The 19306-nt window shown below is 64.4% G+C and carries 16 protein-coding genes; 7 read left to right on the top strand and 9 right to left on the bottom strand.

From position 1 onward, the window contains the following. Nucleotides 1-13 precede the first annotated feature (13 nt). Nucleotides 14-2188 (bottom strand): YccS family putative transporter, encoded by a 2175-nt coding sequence (yccS, locus tag VMP31_RS02050; protein WP_325503556.1) that lies wholly within the window; start codon nucleotides 2186-2188, stop codon nucleotides 14-16. Nucleotides 2189-2486: 298 nt separating this feature from the next. Here yccS and ald point away from each other — a divergent pair, with 298 nt between their 5' ends. From ald to VMP31_RS02035, 3 genes are all read left to right on the top strand, one after another. Next, nucleotides 2487-3608, top strand: coding sequence for an alanine dehydrogenase (gene ald, locus VMP31_RS02045; RefSeq protein ID WP_325503554.1), 1122 nt, complete (start codon nucleotides 2487-2489; stop codon nucleotides 3606-3608). Nucleotides 3609-3701: 93 nt separating this feature from the next. Further along, the gene (locus VMP31_RS02040; protein WP_325503552.1) at nucleotides 3702-4355 is read left to right on the top strand and encodes a protocatechuate 3,4-dioxygenase; all 654 of its coding nucleotides are present in this window, start codon (nucleotides 3702-3704) and stop codon (nucleotides 4353-4355) included. A 70-nt stretch (nucleotides 4356-4425) separates the two neighbouring features. Beyond that, nucleotides 4426-5205 carry a substrate-binding periplasmic protein gene (locus VMP31_RS02035; protein WP_325503549.1) on the top strand — a complete coding sequence of 260 codons (780 nt, stop codon included), beginning with the start codon at nucleotides 4426-4428 and terminating at the stop codon, nucleotides 5203-5205. A 39-nt stretch (nucleotides 5206-5244) separates the two neighbouring features. Here VMP31_RS02035 and VMP31_RS02030 read toward each other — a convergent pair whose 3' ends face one another. Together VMP31_RS02030 and VMP31_RS02025 are read right to left on the bottom strand one after the other, a co-directional pair. After that, on the bottom strand, nucleotides 5245-6285 hold the full coding sequence (locus VMP31_RS02030; protein WP_325503547.1) for a hypothetical protein: 1041 nt from the start codon (nucleotides 6283-6285) through the stop codon (nucleotides 5245-5247). A 219-nt stretch (nucleotides 6286-6504) separates the two neighbouring features. Further along, nucleotides 6505-7689: an NAD(P)/FAD-dependent oxidoreductase gene (locus VMP31_RS02025; RefSeq protein ID WP_325503546.1), complete on the bottom strand. Its 1185-nt coding sequence runs from the start codon at nucleotides 7687-7689 to the stop codon at nucleotides 6505-6507. Nucleotides 7690-7885: 196 nt separating this feature from the next. Between VMP31_RS02025 and VMP31_RS02020 the strand changes: the two genes are divergently transcribed. Next, on the top strand, nucleotides 7886-8035 hold the full coding sequence (locus VMP31_RS02020; protein WP_325503544.1) for a DUF3096 domain-containing protein: 150 nt from the start codon (nucleotides 7886-7888) through the stop codon (nucleotides 8033-8035). Between the two features lie 203 nt (nucleotides 8036-8238). Here VMP31_RS02020 and VMP31_RS02015 read toward each other — a convergent pair whose 3' ends face one another. The 4 genes from VMP31_RS02015 to betB form a co-directional block, all read right to left on the bottom strand. Further along, nucleotides 8239-9474: a diguanylate cyclase domain-containing protein gene (locus tag VMP31_RS02015; RefSeq protein ID WP_325503542.1), complete on the bottom strand. Its 1236-nt coding sequence runs from the start codon at nucleotides 9472-9474 to the stop codon at nucleotides 8239-8241. Nucleotides 9475-9522: 48 nt separating this feature from the next. Further along, nucleotides 9523-10902: an ATP-dependent RNA helicase DbpA gene (dbpA, locus tag VMP31_RS02010; protein ID WP_325503540.1), complete on the bottom strand. Its 1380-nt coding sequence runs from the start codon at nucleotides 10900-10902 to the stop codon at nucleotides 9523-9525. A 113-nt stretch (nucleotides 10903-11015) separates the two neighbouring features. Further along, nucleotides 11016-12704 carry a choline dehydrogenase gene (betA, locus tag VMP31_RS02005; RefSeq protein WP_325503538.1) on the bottom strand — a complete coding sequence of 563 codons (1689 nt, stop codon included), beginning with the start codon at nucleotides 12702-12704 and terminating at the stop codon, nucleotides 11016-11018. Between the two features lie 162 nt (nucleotides 12705-12866). Then, a complete protein-coding gene (betB, locus tag VMP31_RS02000) occupies nucleotides 12867-14339 on the bottom strand; it encodes a betaine-aldehyde dehydrogenase (RefSeq protein WP_325503536.1) in 1473 nt (490 codons plus the stop codon). A gap of 331 nt (nucleotides 14340-14670) precedes the next feature. Here betB and VMP31_RS01995 point away from each other — a divergent pair, with 331 nt between their 5' ends. Then, nucleotides 14671-16209, top strand: coding sequence for a BCCT family transporter (locus VMP31_RS01995; protein WP_325503995.1), 1539 nt, complete (start codon nucleotides 14671-14673; stop codon nucleotides 16207-16209). Nucleotides 16210-16300: 91 nt separating this feature from the next. Here VMP31_RS01995 and betI read toward each other — a convergent pair whose 3' ends face one another. Both betI and VMP31_RS01985 read right to left on the bottom strand, forming a co-directional pair. Then, the gene (gene betI / locus VMP31_RS01990; RefSeq protein WP_325503534.1) at nucleotides 16301-16891 is read right to left on the bottom strand and encodes a transcriptional regulator BetI; all 591 of its coding nucleotides are present in this window, start codon (nucleotides 16889-16891) and stop codon (nucleotides 16301-16303) included. 85 nt (nucleotides 16892-16976) lie between these two features. Then, nucleotides 16977-17417, bottom strand: coding sequence for a DUF2628 domain-containing protein (locus VMP31_RS01985; protein ID WP_325503532.1), 441 nt, complete (start codon nucleotides 17415-17417; stop codon nucleotides 16977-16979). A gap of 178 nt (nucleotides 17418-17595) precedes the next feature. Here VMP31_RS01985 and creD point away from each other — a divergent pair, with 178 nt between their 5' ends. Then, nucleotides 17596-18954, top strand: a complete 1359-nt coding sequence (gene creD, locus VMP31_RS01980; protein ID WP_325503530.1) for a cell envelope integrity protein CreD — start codon at nucleotides 17596-17598, stop codon at nucleotides 18952-18954. Between the two features lie 45 nt (nucleotides 18955-18999). Then, nucleotides 19000-19305, top strand: coding sequence for a hypothetical protein (locus VMP31_RS01975; RefSeq protein ID WP_414705417.1), 306 nt, complete (start codon nucleotides 19000-19002; stop codon nucleotides 19303-19305). Nucleotide 19306 lies beyond the last annotated feature (1 nt).

Below are 19306 nucleotides of genomic sequence, written 5' to 3'. Positions count from 1 at the left end.
TCAATGTCTGCTCTCAGGCCTGCGCGCCCTTGCGCAGGTGGGCGGCCAGGGTGCGCAGCGGCCCGAGCTGACGGCAGATCAGCGCCAGCTGGGTCTGCACCAGGCGCTGCTGGTCGTCCAGGCTGTCGTCGGGCTGCTCCAGGCGACTGGCCAGCTGTTCTTCCGCATCGCTGTGAATCGCCACCGGGCGTCCTTCGTTCAGGCACTGGGCGATTTCATTGAGGCTGTCCGCCAGGTAATCGGCCCCCAGGCGCAGCGGATTGTCGCTGCCTTCCAGGCGGGTTTCGCCGCGGTGCGCGCCGAGCCCCGAGAGATAACTCAGGAGGGTGTGCGACAGCACCAGAAAACGGAAGCCGATATCCGCCTCCTTACGAAAGTGTCCGGGCTCCATCAGCATATTGCCCAGGGTGGTCGACAGGGTGGCATCGGCGTTGTGCGCGTTGCGCCGCGCCAGGCGATAGGCCAGATCATCGCGTTTGCCGTTGGCGTACTGGGCGATGATCTGCTGCAGGTAGCGGCTGTTGCAGCTCAGGGTATTGGCCAGCAAACGGTTGAGCCGGCGGCCCTGCCAGTCCGGAAGGATCAGAAACACCGCCAGGCCGGCGATCAGGCTGCCGAGCAGGGTGTCCACCAGGCGCGGGATAAACAGGCCGTAGCCGTCGCCCACCTGGTTGAAGCAGAACAGTACCAGCAGGGTGATGGCCGCCGTGGCCAGGGTGTAACGGCTGCTGCGTAGGGCGAAGAACACCACCCCGGCCACCACCGCGAACAAGGCCTGCACCAGCGGGTTGGGGAACAGGTCGAACAGCGCCCAGCCGAGCAGCAGGCCGAGCACGGTGCCGCTGATCCGCTGCACCAGCTTGAGCCGGGTCGCGCCGTAGTTCGGCTGGCAGACGAACAGGGTGGTCAGCAGAATCCAGTAGCCCTGGGTCGGGTGGATCCAGTGCAGCAGGCCGTAGCCGACCGTCAGGGCACAGGACAGGCGCAGGGCATGGCGGAACAGCAGCGAGGTCGGGGTCAGCTGCAGGCGCAGACGCTCCCAGACGTCCTTGAGCGATTGCGGCTCGCGGTCGAGCAGGCTGCTGTCCTGTTCCTCGGCCAGGGCATCGGGGCTGCTGGCGTTGCTCAGCAGTTCATCGAGGCTGCGCAGGTTGCCGGCCAGGGCCGTGAGGGAGCGCAGCAGGTGCCGCCAGGCCGGGTTGCTCTGTACCCGCAGGTGTTCCAGGGAGTCGTGCAGGTCGTCGAGGGCCTGGCTGCACAGGGTGCGGTATTCGAATGGTTGGCGCAGTTCGATGGCCTGGGCCAGGCGCTGGCAGGCCTGACCGTGCAGGCGCAGCAGACGCTGACAGCGGAACAGCACATCACTGTGGAAGAAGGCTTCGGCCAGTTCGTTGTAGGGGTAGTGCGAGGAGCTGGCGCGCTCGTGCAGGTCCTGGGCGAGGAAATACAGCTTGAGGTAGCGGCTGACCTTGGGCCCGGGACGGCCATTGCCGACCCGGTGCAGGATCACCTCCTTGCAGGCATTGAGCGCGGCCACCACCCGGCCGTTCTGCCTGGCCAGGGCCAGACGGCGTTCTTCTACATCCAGCTGGCGTAGCGGCTCGAACAGCGCGGCCTTGAGCTTGAGGTACAGGCCCAGCTCGCGAAACAGGCGGGCCAGGCTGTGCTGCACCGGCTGGTTGGCGAACAGCGCATTCCAGATCACCGACAGCAGGCCGTACCAGGCCGCGCCCGCCACCAGCAGCAAGGGTTCCAGCCAGAGCCCGGCGCTGCCGCCGCGCTGCTCCACGCCGATCATGCTGTACACCGCCAGGATCAGGGTCGCCGAACCCAGGGTGGCATAACGTTCGCCCAGGGCCCCGAGCATGGTCAGGGCAAAGCTAGCCAGGGCCAGGGCACTGACGAATAACCAGGGGTGAGGAAACAGCAATTCCACCGCATAGGCCGCCGCGCTGAAACACCCCAGGGTCACCAGCAGCGCCATCAGGCGGCCCTGCCAACTGTCGTCGGTCTCGGCCAGGGCGCTGGCGATAACCCCGAGGAACAGCGGGATCAGGGCATGCATCCAGCCCTGCGCCCAGCACAGCAACAGCGCGCCGCTGAGGGCGATAAACACCCGCAGGCTGTAGCTGAACTTGTCCAGGGCCCAGAGGCGGCGCAAGGAGTGGCTGAGGGGGCGGGACGGCATGGGTTGGAGTCTTGTTCAGCGGGAATAGCGAGCAGCCTAACGGACTCCGTGCGACGACGGCAGCCCCCGCTGAAGCTGTCAGGTAAATTTGGTCGCCAGGGGCCATGCAGCTGCGCGCTATGCCAACCCTGAGTGAGATTGCCGGCACAAGCGTTCGACCAGCGCCTTGCCGCTGCCGCCCGAACTGCTGTGAAGTGGCGGCTTTCAGTTGAATTCCCTGAAAGCCGTGGTCAATTCAGGTCGGTTGGTGCCGAGGGTTTTCTAGACTTGCAGATAGGTTCGTTGGCTGGAGGTGGTTATGCGTATTGGTGTACCCAAGGAAATCAAGAATCACGAATATCGCGTCGGCCTGACCCCGCAATCGGTGGCCGAACTGGCTGCCCTGGGGCATCAGGTCTGGGTCGAAACCCAGGCCGGGGCGGCCATCGGCTTCAGCGATAACGACTACCAGCAGGCCGGCGCGCAGATCACCCGGGATGCCGCCGAGGTATTTGCCGAAGCCGAGCTGATCGTCAAGGTCAAGGAGCCTCTGGCGGTCGAGCGCGCCCGGCTACGGCCCGAGCATTGCCTGTTTACCTACCTGCACCTGGCCCCGGATCGGGCGCAGACCGAGGAGCTGATGGCCAGCGGGGCTCTCTGCATCGCCTACGAGACGGTCACCGATGGCCACGGTCGCCTGCCGCTGCTGGCCCCGATGTCCGAGGTGGCCGGGCGCATGTCGATCCAGGCCGGTGCCGGTTGCCTGGAAAAGGCCCGTGGCGGCCGGGGCGTGCTGCTTGGCGGCGTACCTGGGGTCGCGCCGGGCAAGGTGGTAATACTCGGCGGCGGGGTGGTCGGTAGTAATGCCCTTGCCATGGCGGTCGGCCTGGGGGCCGACGTCAGGGTGCTGGACAAGAATATGGAGGCCTTGCGCCGTCTGGACGCCCAGTACGGCAACCGCATCACCACCCTCTATTCGACCCGCGCCGCACTGCGTGAGCAGGTGCTGGCCGCCGACCTGGTGATCGGCGGCGTGCTGATACCCGGGGCCGCCGCACCCAAGCTGATCAGCGCCGAGATGATTCGGCAGATGCAACCCGGAGCGGTGCTAGTGGACGTGGCCATCGACCAGGGCGGCTGCGCCGAGACCTCGAAAGCCACCACCCATGCCGACCCCACCTATGTGGTCGACGAGGTGGTGCATTACTGCGTGGCCAATATGCCCGGCGCGGTGGCGCGCACTTCGACCCTGGCGCTGAACAACGCCACCCTGCCGTTTGTGATCGCCCTGGCCGAGAAAGGCCCCCGCCGCGCCCTGGAGGAGGACCCGCACCTGCTGGCCGGGCTGAATGTGGCCCGCGGCGCGATCACCTGCGCCAGCGTGGCCGAAGCCCATGGCCTGGTCTATCAGCCGGCGAGCGCGGTGTTGGCCAGCCTCTAGTTTTGCGCTGCCTCGTAGGGGGCGCGGGGCCACCTAGGCTGCGCGCACCAGCCAGGTTAGGCTGTAAACACCAACAGTCGAGCGGGAGGCCGCATGCTCAAATCGTCTATCAGTCGTCGCCAGTTGCTGGTCGGGCTTGGCGGCGGCGCTCTGCTGCTGAACCCGCCACTGCTCCTGGCCCAGCGCCTGCTGACCCCGGCGCAGACCCTGGGGCCCTTCTACCCGGACGAATTGCCGCTGGACCGCGATAACGACCTGTTGCAGGTCGAGGGCCATGCCGAACTGGCCGAGGGTATTCGCGTGCAGCTGCACGGGCGGATTCTCGATGCCCGCGGTGCGCCGCTTGAGGGGGCGTTGGTGGAGATCTGGCAGGTCGATGCCCACGGTATCTACCTGCACAGCCGTGGCGGCGACAGGGCGCGGCGCGACAGTCATTTCCAGGGTTATGGGCGCTTTACCACCGCCGCCGATGGCCGCTACCGCTTTCGCACCATTCGCCCGGTGGCCTATCCGGGGCGCACCCCGCATATCCACTTCGCCGTCACCCTGCCGGGGCAGCCGCGTTTTGCCACCCAGTGCTATATCCGCGGCGAGCCGCGCAACCAGCGCGACGGTCTGCTCAACGCGATTCGCGAGCCGGCCCTGCGCGAGCTGCTGGTGGTGCCCTTTGTCCCGGTTGCGGGGGCGCGCGAGCCTGAGCAGGTGGCGCGTTTCGATATCGTCCTGGGGTTGACGCCAGCTTCCTGACATCGCCCATGGTACTTGTGGGTCAAGCCGACTACCCTGAAGGAACATCCCCTGCCATGAGGCATTTCCCGTGACTGCAGTCAGGTTTCGCGGGTGGCTCTGTCTGCTGCTGGTTTGCTGCCTGCCCACGCAGCTGCTGGCCCAGCCCCAGCCCCAACCCTTGCACCTGTACACGGAAGAGTACCCGCCGATCAACTTCAGCCTGAATGGCCAGCCCACTGGCCTGGCCACCGAGATGGTGCGCGCGATTATGCGCCGCACCGGGCAGAATGCGCCGATCAGCCTGGTGCCCTGGGCCCGCGGTTACCAGCTGGCGCTGACGCGGCCCAATACCGGGTTGTTCGTGACCATGCGCACCCCGGAGCGCGAGCGGCTGTTCAAATGGGTCGGCCCGCTCACGCGCAATGTCACCAGCTTTTATGCCCTGCGCAGCTCCGGCCTGAGCATCGACCGCCTGGAGCAGGCCCGCGAGGCCGACGAGATCGCCGTGCCGCGCGACTGGTACAGCCATCAGCGCTTGCTGGCCGAGGGCTTCAGCAACCTGACCCCGGTCACTGGGCCGAGCCAGGTGGTGAGCATGCTCAAGCGGGGCCGGGTCAAGCTGATGGTGCTGGACAACCTCAGCCTCAGCGCTTTGCTGGTCCAGGGCGATATCCGTGCCGAGGAGGTGCAGTTGCTATTTACCCTGATGTACAGCGACAGCTATATCGCTTTTTCCGCGCAGACCGATGCGGCTCTGATCAGGCTCTGGCAGCGCGAGCTGGACGGGATGAAGGCCGACGGCAGTTTTGCTGCCATCTACCGCAAGTGGCTGCCCCACGAGCCGCTGCCGGATAGGGTCGAGCCCTAGGGCTTGCCTTGGCCTGCGCGGCCGTATAGCGCAGTGGCTTTAGTGTGGTTGCCACAGCAGCAGGTAACCGGCCTCGTGGGAGGTATCCAGGCCGACATTGAGGTCCTTGGCCTCGCGCAGCACCTCGAAGGTCACCACCAGGGGGCGGGCCACATAGCCGCTGTGTGGCTGGCCGGAGAAGGCCCGGTTCAGTTCGTCGAGTACCTGCCAGCCCTGAACACCGAGCGGCTCGGCAATGCTGGCGATCTGCTGGGACAGCCCGGAGTTGATTCGCCCCAGGGCCTTGGCCGAGCCATCACCGGCTGCGACATGACGAATATCCTTGCGCCCGACGCGCGCCAGGGGCACATGGATATGGTCGAAGTAGACGTCGTTGATCGCCAGGCTATGGGTCCAGGCCGAGCCGAAGCGCTGCTGCAGTTGTTTGACTCGCTCGGGGATTTGCGCCGAGGCACCGGAGATCGGCAGGTCTTCGATACTCAGCAGGCGGCAGTTCGGGCACTCGCGGATGCGCTTGGCCATGCGCTCGGTCTTGGCCCGGGCGATGGCGAACTGGTTATCGGTGAAGATCACCACCCCGATCGCGCCTTCGGCGATCACCAGTTCGGCGGCCAGGTCGGCGACCACCAGCGGGTCGCTGGTGACATTGCTGAACAGCCATTCGTCGGGCCCCGGCTTGTCCCCAGCGTGCCAGCCGACCAAGGGGATATTGCGTTGCTGGAACAGCGCCGGTAGATCTTCGCCCAAGGCCCCCACGCCGAAGCCCCCCAGTACCACCCCATCGGGTTCCATCGCCAGCGCTTGCTCGGCGATACGCCGCCATTGCGCGGCATCACCACGGCCGTCCAAAGCGTGCACCTGCCAGCTGACCAGCTTGGCCGCGCGCTCGACGCTGCGGTACACCCCGACCACGCCGCCGTTACGAAAGTCGGCCGCAAGGAACACTATGCGCTTGCCCGGCGTGACCGCCGGCCCATCACGGGGGCCTGGCCAGTCGGCGTGGCTGGCGGCGCTGAGCAGGCCGAACAGGCCGAACAGGCAGGCAATCAGCAGGCGCAGCAATACAACAGCCTTGATCATGGTTCGCCCTCCGCTCGAATGCGTACACCCGCGCATGCCTCCAATCAGCGCTGGCGCTCTGCCATATAGCATAGCTGGCGCAGAGCGGCTGACCGGTGGAACTGCCAGGCGGTGGCGAAAAGATCCGGTCGGGGAAACGTCTATATTCGCTCGGCGCTGGGGTATGGGGGCTGCGCGGCTACGCAGGGCCTATGCGGCCCCGCGCGCAGGTCTGTACTGCTAGACGTATTGCGCCGCCGCATAGCCCGAGGCCCAGGCCCACTGAAAGTTGAAGCCGCCCAGATGGCCGGTGACGTCCAGCACCTCGCCGACAAAATACAGCCCCGGGGACTTCAGCGATTCCATGGTCTTCGACGACACCTCGCGGGTGTCCACGCCGCCCAGGGTCACCTCGGCGGTGCGATAGCCCTCGGTGCCGGCCGGCACCAGTTGCCAGTCGGACAGCTGTTCGGCAATCGCCTTGAGTTCGCCGGGCGTGTACTGCTTGATCGGCTTGTTGGCGAACCAGTTGTCCACCAGCAGGGTGGCCATCTTCTTGGTAAACAGCTCGGCGAGCAGGGTTTTCAGCTCGCTGTTGGGCCGCTCGCGCTGCTGTTCGGCCAGCCACTCGGGTAGGTCGATATGCGGCAGCAGGTCGATATGCACGACGTCGCCGGGCTGCCAGAACGAGGAGATCTGCAGGATCGCCGGGCCGGACAGGCCGCGGTGGGTGAACAGGATATTCTCGCGGAAACTCTGGCCGTTGCAGCTGACCAGGCAGTCCTCCACCGAGGTGCCGGACAGCTCGTTGCACAGCGCCTTGAGCTGCGGGTCGGTGATGCTGAACGGCACCAGGCCGGCGCGGGTTGACAGCAACTGGTGGCCGAACTGTTTGGCCACCTGGTAGCCGAAGCCGGTTGCGCCCAGGGTCGGGATCGACAGGCCGCCGGTGGCGATCACCAGGGACTCGCAGCGCACCGCGCCGGCGCTGGTCTGCAGCTGGTAGCCGCTGTCCAGCTTGCTGATCTCGCTGACCGAGGTGTCCAGGCGCAGCTCGACGCCAGCCTGCGCGCATTCGCTGAGCAGCATCTCGAGGATGTCGCTGGCCTTGTTATCGCAGAACAGCTGGCCGAGCTTTTTCTCGTGATAAGGCACGCCGTGCTTGCCCACCAGGCCGATAAAGTCCCACTGGGTGTAGCGCGCCAGGGCGGATTTGCAGAAGTGCGGATTTTCCGAGAGAAAATTGCTCGGCTCGCAGTACATATTGGTGAAGTTGCAGCGCCCGCCGCCCGACATCAGGATCTTCTTGCCGGCCTTGTTGGCGTGATCCAGCAGCAGCACCCGGCGGCCACGCGCGGCAGCCGTCAATGCGCACATAAGCCCGGCGGCACCGGCTCCGATAATCACGACCTGGGGTGTAAGCACAGCAATTTCCTCAACCTGCGACGTGCGCCACGGCGGGCGCAAAACAGCGCGCATCTTACCTGAAAGGGGCCGGGTGGCGGCGCGGCAGGCCGCCAGGCAACTTTGCTGCGGGGCCCGCGGCCACTGTCTTGTCGGCCAATAAGCGCGCACAATGCGCGGGTCACCGATACTTATTCGAACAAAAGGGACCTACCTGATGACACTTGCACTGACCCCTCTGATTTCCCTGATTGCCGGCATCCTGATCCTGGTTATGCCGCGGCTGTTGAACTACATCGTGGCCATCTACCTGATCATGATTGGTCTGGTGGGTATTTTTGGTGGCAACCTCAACCTGACCCTCTAGGGCCTGTTGAACAACCACCTGCGTTACCGATACGGCGTTAAAAACAGAATCGGACGATAAAACCGCTTTATTGAAGGGGTTTGGCCTGGGCGTCTTGCCTGGGTTTTCCACGACTCTGTACCCGTGAGGCAGCGCGCAACAAAGCCCAACAGGCAGTGGCATGCCTGGTTGGGCTTTGTCGTTTTTAGCGGCCTGGAAAGCGGTTACTGCCAGCAGTTGCGCCCGCGTCCGGCTTTTTTGGCCTGGTACAGGCGCATATCGGCCTGGTGCAGGGCGCTCTCCAGATCGTCCGGCGCGCCCTGGAAGATCCCTGCGCTAAAGGACAGCGGTGGTGCGCCTGTGGCGTATTTCAGGCGGGCACACTGGCTGCGCAGCTGATCCAGAGTGTCGCTCAGGGCGGCCGCGTCCTGCTGGCTGAGCATGGCGAACTCCTCGCCGCCCAGACGGCCGAGCAGGGCGTCGGGGAAGGCCACGGAAAAGGCCCGGGAGAAGGTGATCAGCGCCGCATCGCCACTGGCATGGCCGTGTTCGTCGTTGATCCGCTTGAAGTGATCCAGATCGATCATCGCCACGCTGAGGTCGCGCCCGCCGCTCTTGGCCTGGGCGAACAGCTGCTGGCCGTGTTCGTAGAAGGCGCGGCGGTTGTTCAGCCCGGTGAGGGCATCGAACTGCGCGGCCTGACGCAGGGCCAGCAGCAGGTCGCGGCGCTCCAGGGTCGACATCACCCGGCAGTTGAGTTCTTCCGGGCAGAATGGCTTGCGCAGGAAGTCGTCGGCACCGTGCTTGATAAACATGGCGCTAAGCGAGCCTTTCGCGTCAGCCGAAAGGCCGAGAATGATCAGCTCGTGGCGCTTCATCTTCTGCCGCAGCAGCTTGACCAGCTCGAAGCCGCTCATGCCCGGCATGCTGTGGTCCACCAGCAGCAGGTCGATATCCGGCTGCTCCTTGAGAATTCGCAGGGCCTCGTCACCGTCGCGGGCGTCGATAATCTGATAGCGGTGCGGGGTCAGCACATTGCGGATGTAGTGGCGGGTGGCTTCGCTGTCCTCGGCAATCAGGATCTTCACCCGGCTGTTGCTTTCCAGGCGGTGCAGCAGGCGGAAGGCGTACTCGTAGGAGTGCTGGCTTTCCTTGAGCACATAGTCGACCACGCCCTTGAGCAGCATCTGGTCGCGGCGCTGCTCGTTGTAGCTGCCGCTGAGCACGATGCAGGGCAGGTGGTAGCCCATCACCAGGTCGACGATCTGGCCATCCGGTGCGTCCGGCAGGTTGAGGTCGACAATGGCGGCGAAGAACAGCTCGGCGGAGGTTTCCAGCATCACCCGGGCTTCGTCCAGGCTGGCGCAGAAGATCGGTTGCAGGCCGCTTTCCTTACGGAACAGATGTTCGAGAATTTTCAGCACCAGGGGGCTGTCTTCGACCACCAGAATGTTGCGCACGGGCTGCTCCTCCACACGGGCCGCGCTGGGGCGGCCGCTCTGTTTGAACTATAGGGTGCGTACGCGCAGCGTGCGGCCCTTGATCTTGCCTTCGGTCAGGCACTTGAGCGCCTGCATGGCCACGACGCGCTCAACAGCCACATAAGCCTGGAAGTCGAAGATGGCGATCTTGCCGACCTGGGTGCCGGGGATGCCAGCCTCGCCAGTCAGTGCGCCGAGAATATCGCCCGGGCGCAGTTTTTCTTTGCGCCCAGCGCCGATGCACAGGGTAATCATGGGCGGCTGTAACGGCGCGCCGCCCTGATGTTTCAGGCTGCTCAGCGGGTGCCAGTTGAGCGGAGCCCTTTGCAGGGTTTCGATGGCCTGGGCGCGATGGCCTTCGGCTGGGGCAACCAGGCTCATGGCCAGGCCCTTTTCGCCGGCACGACCGGTACGGCCGACGCGGTGAATGTGAATTTCCGAGTCACGCGCCAGTTCCACGTTGATCACCATGTCCAGCGCATCGATATCCAGGCCACGGGCGGCCACATCGGTGGCTACCAGCACCGACAAGCTGCGATTGGCAAACATTGCCAGCACCTGATCACGGTCGCGTTGCTCCAGGTCACCGTTCAGTGCGGCGGCCGAGATGCCTTTGGCGGTGAGGTGATCGACCACTTCCTGGCACTGCTGCTTGGTAAAGCAGAAGGCCACGCAGGATTGCGGGCGGTAGCAGTTGAGCAGCTTGACCACCGCGTCCATGCGCTCTTCCGGGGCGATCTCGTAGAAGCGCTGCTCGATCTGGGTATCGTCGTGCAGGGCGTCGGCTTTGACCTGCTGCGGGTTGCGCATAAACGCCGCGGACAGTTGCTTGATCCCGCTCGGGTAGGTGGCGGAGAACAGCAGGGTCTGCCGGCGTGTCGGGGTCTGGCCGATGATCTCGGCGATGCTGTCGTAGAAACCCATGTCGAGCATGCGGTCGGCTTCGTCGAGCACCAGGGTGTTGAGGCCGTCGAGCTTCAGGGTGCCCTTGCTCAGATGCTGCTGGATGCGCCCGGGGGTGCCGACGATGATCTGCGCGCCATGTTCCAGGGAGCCGATCTGCGGGCCGAACGGCACGCCGCCGCACAGGGTGAGAATCTTGATGTTGTCCGCGGAGCGGGCCAGGCGGCGCAGCTCTTTGGCCACCTGGTCGGCCAGCTCGCGGGTCGGGCACAGCACCAGTGCCTGACAGCCGAAGAAGCGCGGATTAAGTGGGTTGAGCAGGCCGATACCGAAGGCCGCGGTTTTGCCGCTGCCGGTCTTGGCCTGGGCGATCAGGTCCATGCCCTTGAGCATCACCGGCAGGCTCTGGGCCTGGATCGGGGTCATCTCCGTGTAGCCGAGGGACTCGAGATTGGCCAGCATGGCGGCGGAAAGGGGCAGAGAAGAGAACGCGGTGTTGGTCACGGTACAGGCCTGATAAGCAAAATGGCGCGCAGTGTAGCAGGCGCGCGCCCCGGGCAGGCGTTGCTGCGACCGGGGGCTGGCCTATTGCCGTAGGCGCACTCTATTTAGCCGACCTAGCCTGCGCGTTGCGCCGTGCCGCGTACCGGCGCACTGCCGGCCACGTAGTAGGGCGCGGTGCTGCGCGGCAGGGGCGTGCGACCGCGGATTTTGTCGGCGATTTTCTCGGCCATCATGATGGTTGGCGCATTCAGGTTACCGGTGGTGATCAGCGGCATGATCGACGCATCGACCACCCGCAGCCCTTCCATGCCGTGGACCCGGCCCTGGCCATCGACCACTGCCATGTCGTCCTCGCCCATCTTGCATGAGCAGGAGGGGTGGAAGGCGGTTTCCGCGTGCTCGCGGATAAAGGCGTCCAGTTCTGCGTCGCTCTGCACTTCTTTGCCGGGGCTGAGTTCGCGGCCACGGAACGGATCGAGGGCCGACTGCGCCATGATCTCGCGGGTGATGCGGATGCCGTCGCGGAACTCCTGCCAGTCCTGCTCGCTGCTCATATAGTTGAACAGGATGCTCGGGTGCTGGCGCGGATCCTTCGACTTGACCTGGATGCGACCGCGGCTGGGCGAGCGCATGGAGCCCATATGGGCCTGGAAACCGTGCTCCTTGACCGCGTTGCTGCCGTTGTAATTGATCGCCACCGGCAGGAAGTGGTACTGGATATTCGGCCATTCGAACTCGGCGCGGGAGCGGATAAAGCCGCCGGCCTCGAACTGGTTGCTGGCCCCCAGGCCCTTGCCGCGCAGCAGCCAGTTGGCCCCGATGGCCGGCTGGTTCCACCATTGCAACGCCGGGTAGAGCGACACCGGCTGCTTGCAGGCGTACTGCAGGTACAGCTCCAGGTGGTCTTGCAGGTTCTGGCCGACGCCGGGCAGTTCGTGCACCAGCGGGATATCCAGCTCGCGCAGCAGGGCGGCCGGGCCGACTCCGGAGCGCTGGAGGATCTGCGGCGAGGCGATGGCACCGCTGCACAGCAGCACTTCGCGGCGGGCGTTGACGATCACCGGGGTATCGCCGTCGCCCTGCAGGTAGGCCACGCCGATGGCGCGCTTGCCACTGAACAGGATGCGGTCGGTAAGGGCGTGGGTGACGATGCTCAGATTTGGCCGTTCACGGGCCTGGTCCAGGTAGCCGCGGGCGGTGCTGGCGCGTCGACCCTTGGGCGTGACAGTACGGTCCATGGGGCCGAAGCCTTCCTGCTGGTAACCGTTGAGGTCGTCGGTGCGCGGGAAGCCAGCCTGCACGCCGGCCTCGACCATGGCGTGGAACAGCGGGTTATTGCCGTTCTTCGGCGTGGTGACCGACACCGGGCCGTCGCCACCGTGGTAGGCGTTGGCCCCGATATCGCGGGTTTCTGCTTTCCTGAAATACGGCAGGCAGTCCAGATAGCTCCAATCTTCCAGGCCCTTTTCCTTGGCCCAGCCGTCGTAGTCCATGGCGTTACCGCGGATATAGCACATGCCGTTGATCAGCGACGAGCCACCCAGGCCCTTGCCACGCCCGCATTCCATGCGGCGGTTATTCATATAGGGCTCGGGGTCGGTTTCGTAGGCCCAGTTGTAGCGCCGGCCCTGCAGCGGGTAGGCCAGGGCGGCGGGCATCTGGGTGCGAAAGTCGAGACGGTAGTCCGGGCCGCCGGCTTCCAGCAGCAGCACGCTGACGCCCTCGTCCTCGGTCAGGCGGGTGGCCAGCACGTTACCGGCCGAGCCGGCACCGATGATGATGTAATCGAATTCTTGGGACATAAATTTTCCTGTAGCCCGGATGCAATCCGGGAAAAACGCGCTGACTGCTCCCGGATTGCATCCGGGCTACGGGGCGGCCCTATGTAGGGTGGATGACGCTGTTTTCATCCACCATTGCAGTTGGTGGATGGGTGAAGCGTCATCCACCCTACGAGTAAGTCTTTAGAACACCGAGGCGTAGCCGCCCAGTTCGACCTGTACCGATTTGATCCGAGTGTAATGCGCCAGGGTGGTCAGGCCGTTCTCGCGGCCGACGCCGGATTGCTTGTAACCGCCCACCGGCATTTCCGCCGGCGACTCGCCCCAGGTGTTGATCCAGCAGATGCCGGCTTCCAGCTGGTGGATGACCCGGTGCGCGCGGGCCAGGTCGCGGGTTACCACGCCGGCCGCCAGACCGTAGTCGGTGTCGTTGGCGCGGCGGATCACTTCTTCTTCGCTGTCGTAGACCAGGATGCTCATCACCGGGCCGAAGATCTCTTCGCGGACGATGGTCATCTGATCCGTGCAATCGGTGAATACGGTCGGGGCGACATAGGCCCCCTTGGCGTACTCGCCTTCGGTCACGCGTTGGCCGCCGATCAGCAGGCGTGCGCCTTGCGCGCGGCCCTTGTCGATATAGCCGAGCACGCTGTCCATTTGCGCCGCGCTTACCAGTGGGCCGAAATTGGTGGCCTCATCTTCGGGGTTGCCCAGGCGGATGCGCTTGACCCGCTCCAGCACCTTGGCCTCGAAGCGCGCCTGCAGCATGCGCGGAATAAATACCCGGGTGCCGTTGGTGCAGACCTGGCCCGAGCTGTAAAAGTTGGCCATGACCGCGATATCGGCGGCGCGGTCGAGGTCGGCGTCTTCGAAGATGATCAGCGGCGACTTGCCGCCCAGTTCCATGGTCACTTCCTTGAGGCTAGAGCTGGAGGCGCTGGCCATGACCTTCTTGCCGGTGGCGGTGCCGCCGGTAAAGGAGATTTTCTCGATGCCGGGGTGTTCGGTCAGCCACTGACCGACTTCGCGGCCGCTGCCGGTGAGCACGTTGAACACGCCATCGGGCAGGCCGGCCTCGGTGTAGATCTCGGCCAGCTTCAAGGTGGTCAGCGAGGTGACTTCGCTGGGCTTGAAGATCATTGCGTTGCCGGCGGCCAGGGCCGGGGCGGACTTCCACAGGGCGATCTGGATCGGGTAGTTCCACGCGCCGATACCGGCGACCACGCCCAGGGGCTCGCGACGGGTGTAGACGAAGCTGGTGTCGCGCAGCGGGATCTGCTCGCCCTCGATGGCCGGGATCAGGCCGGCGTAGTACTCCAGCACGTCGGCACCGGTGACGATATCGACGTAGCGGGTTTCGCTCAGAGGCTTGCCGGTGTCGAGGGTTTCCAGCGCGGCCAGCTCATCGTTGCGCTCACGCAGGATGTCCACGGCCTTGCGCAGGATGCGCGAGCGCTGCATGGCGGTCATCGCCGCCCAGACCTTCTGCCCAGCGGCGGCGCTGGCCACGGCCAGCTCGACATCGGCCTGGCTGGCGCGCTGCAGATTGGCCAGGACTTCACCGTTGGCCGGATTGATCGACTCGAAGGTGCTGCCGCTGCTGGCTTCCACATAGCGGCCGCCAATATAGAGCTTCTGTTCGCCGAATCGGGCCATGGGTGCGTCCTCTCTTATATCTGTTGGCTGGGGGCATGACGGGTGCGGACCGCCAGAGGCAAGGTGGTTTGAGCCTACTTTATTTTTATTGAACGTTCAAACAACAAAGAATAAGCTCGCCGCAACGACCCCCGCTGCGGCACATCGCCGCAGACGGGTGAGCCGTCTGCAAGGTGCGCCGTAGAGGCGTGCAGACAGTCGGCCGGTTCTCTCGGCGCAATCGCTGGCGTACAGCGGTGCGTACGTTTCCATTGCCTTGGAGCTCATCTCCACCATGCCTACTGCCTCTCTGACAACAACAAGCCCCGCCAAGGTGCGCTTGAATCCGCTCGTGTTCTTCGGCTCCACGGCACTGATTCTAGGCCTTACCCTGGCTCTGATCCTGTTTCCGGACGCCGCCGGTGTCTGGCTGGGCAAAGTCCAGATCTGGCTGTCGCGCAGCTTCGGCTGGTATTACATGCTGGCCATCGGTGCCTACCTGTTTTTCGTGCTCTATGTGGCGTTCTCACGCTACGGCAACCTGCGCCTGGGTGAAGACCATGAACGTCCGGAATTCAGCTACGGGGCCTGGGCCGGCATGCTGTTCTCCTCGGGGATCGGCATTTCGCTGCTGTATTTCGCCGCCTCCGAGCCGATCGATCATCTGTTCAATCCGCCGGAAGGCGAAGCGGGCACCGCCTCGGCTGCGCGCCAGGCACTGCAGCTGACTTTTCTCCATTGGGGCGTGCACGGCTGGGCGATCTACGCTCTGGTCGGGCTGGCCGTGGGCTACTTCGCTTACCGCCACAAGCAGCCGCTGGCCCTGCGTTCGGCGCTCTACCCGCTGTTCGGCGAGCGCCTGACCCGTGGTTGGGTGGGCAATGTGGTGGACTGCTTCGGCATCTTCGTCACCCTGCTGGGCCTGGTGACCAATCTGGGCATCGGCTCGTTGCAGGTGGCGTCCGGGCTGGAATATCTGTTCGATCTGCCCAACAGCCAGGGCGCGTTGCTGGCGGTAATTCTGGTGATGAGCGCGGTGGCGACCCTGGCGGCCGTGTCCGGGGTGGAGAAGGGCATCCGCCGCCTGTCCAACTTGAATATCGTGCTGTTCAGCGGCCTGCTGCTGTTTGTGCTGCTGGCCGGCGACACCCTGCACCTGCTCAACAGCCTGGTGCAGAACCTCGGCGACTACCTCAACGGCCTGGTGCTGAAGACCTTCGACCTCTACGTGTACACCGGCCAGTCCGGCAAGAGCGAAGAGTGGATGGGCCTATGGACCCTGTTCTACTGGGCCTGGTGGATTTCCTGGGCCCCCTTTGTGGGCATGTTTATCGCGCGTATCTCCCGTGGCCGCACGGTGCGTGAGCTGATTTACGGCGTGCTGCTGATTCCCCTGGGCTTCACCCTGGCCTGGCTGTCGATCTTCGGCAACAGCGCCCTGGATCTGGTGATGAACCACAACGCGGCGGATCTGGGCAAGGCCGCGCTGGAGCAGCCGGCCATGTCGATCTACCTGTTGCTGGAGCATTACCCCTGGTCCAAGGTGGTGATTGGTGTATCGATCTGCGTCGGCTTTGTGCTGTTCCTCACCCCGGCGGATTCCGGTTCGGTGATGCTGGCCAACCTGTCGCGTCAGGGCAGTGAACTGGACGAAGACGCGCCAGCCTGGCTGCGGATCTTCTGGAGTGTGGTGATTACCCTGGTGACCATCGGCCTGCTGTTCGCCGGCAACTTCACCGCCATGCAGACCGTGGTGGTGCTGGCCGGGTTGCCATTCTCGGTGGTGTTGCTGCTGTATATGGTCGCCCTGCTCAAGGCGATGAAGGCCGATCTGGCCGCCAGCGAGCAGCCGGTTGTGCCACCGCTGCCACAGGGCGCAGGCATCCAGTAGGGTGCGCCGTGCGCACCGGGCGTTCGGCTGTGTAACGGGCTGACCAAGGCGTTCGGTGGTGGACAAGCTTCGCGTTGTTCACCCTACGAGGTTAGCCCGCCTTGGCCAACTGCAGGTCCAGGTATTCGTAGGCGATCTGCATGGCCTGTTCGGTATCGAAGCCTTCGCCAGACAGCGCCCCGCGCAGCCACAGGCCATCGATCAGAGCGGCCAGGCCACGGGCGGCGGTGCGCGCTTGTTCCTGCGGCAATACCCGGTGGAACTGCCCGCACAGATTGGAATACAGGCGATGGTCGTTGACCCGCTGCAGGCGGCGCAGCGCCGGCTGGTGCATGCTGGTGGCCCAGAAGGCCAGCCAGGTTTTCATTGCCGGGCCGTTGACCTGGCTGTCGTCGAAGTTGCCTTCAATCATCGCCCGCAGGTGCTCGCGCGGCTGGTCCGGCGGCAGGCTGGCGCGGCGTTCGCGCACGGCATCGCTAAGCGCCTGCATCAGATGGCGCATGGTGGCGTCGAGCAGGCCGTTTTTGTCCTTGAAATAGTGGCTGATGATGCCGTTGGACACCCCGGCCAGCCGCGCGATATAGGCGATGCTGGCATCGCCCATGCCGACCTGGTCGACCGCTTCGAGGGTGGCCGCGATCAGTTGTGAGCGGCGGATCGGTTGCATTCCGACCTTGGGCATCTGCTTCTCCGTCGATAAGGGGTAGCCCCTGGATGGGCGCAGTCTAGGCCGATTTTTATTGATCGATCAAACAAACATCGGGCGTTTACCACCAGCCGTTATCGCCCAGCACCTTCTTCTTGTAGAAATCGATATTGGCTCGCACCGCGAAGACCGCGCTGACGCCATAACCAAGGGCGTTGGCGATCTTGCTGTAGCCGAAGTAGTCGAGGCCCATGCCCAGCCCTATCACCACCACGGCGCAGGCCAGAAGCAGGCTCAGGCCCTTTTTCCACATGCCCTTGATGGCGTAGTAGATCGGCCCGAAAAAGAACCCGTAGACGTTAAAGCTGAAGGCTTTGCGCCGCTCTTTTGGCTCCAGTTGCTTGAGCTTGTCGAGCTTGACCCCGCCGGCGTGGTGGATGGCCTTGAAGCGTGCCTTCCAGGTGTCGGAGACGTCCAGGGCGTCGATCGCCTCGTCGCTGACGCCCTCTTCCAGGGTGCCGATGGCGGCGTTGGGGGTGGCGTAGGGGTTGTGTGGGGGCATGCAGGTAACTTCCATGTAGTTGAGGTGGGGCGGGTCCGTGGGCCGACGCTACCCATTATCTCCGCGGCTGTCCATGCAGCCCCTCGGGATCTTCATCGAGTCTGCATATCCGCTCCATAAAGCCACCACCAGCGCCGCCCAGACTCTGCCTACCTAAACCGTATCGGAGAGTTGCCCCATGAATCGCATTCTGGGTTTCAAGCTGGGTGCCATCGCCCTGCTGATTATGTTGTTGCTGGTCCCGCTGTCGATGATCGGTGGGCTGGTAAGCGAGCGGCAGTATCAGCGCGCCGAGGTGCTGCAGGACATCGCGCGCAGCTCCAGTTACCGCCAGCAGCTCACCGGACCGATCCTGGTAATGCCCTACACCAAGGTCTGGCACCAGTGGAAAACCCACGCCAAGACCGGCGAGCGTTATATGGAAGAGCAGCGCAGCCGTGGCCGCCTGTACTTCCTGCCGGAACGCTTTGTGCTCAATGGCCAGGTCGCCACCGAGGAACGTGCGCGCGGCATTTACAAGGCGCTGCTGTACCGCAGTGACAACCAGATCAGTGGTGCCTTCAAGCTGCCGGCGCGCCTGGGGTTGGGGGACGATCTGGGTCTGTATCAATTCGACCGGCCATTTCTCTCGGTCGGCATCAGCGATATCCGCGGTATCAGCAATGACCTGCAGCTGCGCTTCAACGGGCAAGACCTGAGCTTTGCCCCAGGCAGCGCCGAAGAGCGTTTCGGTGCCGGTGTACATGCGCCGCTGCCGGCGCTGGATACCCAGGGCGGGCAAACTCTGGAGTTCGCCTTCGACCTCAAACTGCAGGGCACCGAGCAGCTGAGCATCACCCCGGTGGGCCGCGACAGCCGGGTCGAACTGAGCTCCAGCTGGCCGCATCCGAGCTTTGTCGGCGAATACCTGCCGAGTAGCCGTGAGGTAACGGCCAAGGGCTTCACGGCGCATTGGCAGACCAGTTTCTTCGCCACCAACCTGGAAGAGGCGCTGGCCGATTGCGTACGTGAAGACAGCTGCAATGCGCTGACTGCGCGCAACTTCGGCGTGAGCTTTGTCGACCCGGTGGACCAGTATCTGAAGACCGAGCGGGCGATCAAATATGCGCTGCTGTTTATTGGCCTGACCTTCGCCGTGTTCTTCCTCTTTGAAGTGCTCAAACGCATGGCCGTACACCCGGTGCAATACGCCCTGGTGGGCATGTCGCTGGCGCTGTTTTACCTGCTGCTGCTGTCGCTGTCCGAGCACCTGAGTTTTGCCCTGGCCTATGGCATTGCGGCGACCGCCTGCGTGCTGCTGATTGGCTTCTACGTCAGCTATGTGCTGCATAGCGCTCTGCGTGGCGCGGGTTTTGGTGCCGTGCTGGCGCTGCTCTACGCCATGTTGTTCGGCCTGCTCGGGGCCGAGGACTACGCCCTGCTGATGGGCTCGGTGTTGGTATTCGGCGTGCTCGCCGGGGTGATGGTGCTGACGCGCAAACTCGACTGGTACGGCGTCGGCCGCCTGCCACTTGCCAGCCCAGCCAGCAAGCTTTGACAGACAGCAGCGCAGGCCCGGCCTGCGCTGCTAGGGGAGATAAAGATGGTGCGTTTGATTATGCAGTTTTCTGCTTGTTTCGCCCTGGGGCTGGCGGTGGCCTTTATGGTGCTGCTGGGCCTGATGTTCTGTGCTCAGTTCGACCTGATCAAGGGCCTGCAACTGACCGGCCAGCCCCTGGCGCAACTGAGCCTGGCGCTGCTGCCAGATGCTTTCTGGGAGAGCCTGACCGGGCTGGCCGATGCGGCGCAAAACCGCCATGTGCTGTCCTTTCTCAGCCTGTGCGTGGCGCTTGGTCAGGTGGGTTTGTTGCTCGCCGCCGGTTTCTTCCGCCTGTGGTACGGGCGATGAG

This window comes from Pseudomonas sp. (assembly GCF_035512415.1).
Lineage (GTDB): Bacteria > Pseudomonadota > Gammaproteobacteria > Pseudomonadales > Pseudomonadaceae > Aquipseudomonas.
The sequence above is the reverse complement of the archived record's forward strand: the minus strand, read 5'-3'. Positions and strand labels throughout refer to the sequence as shown.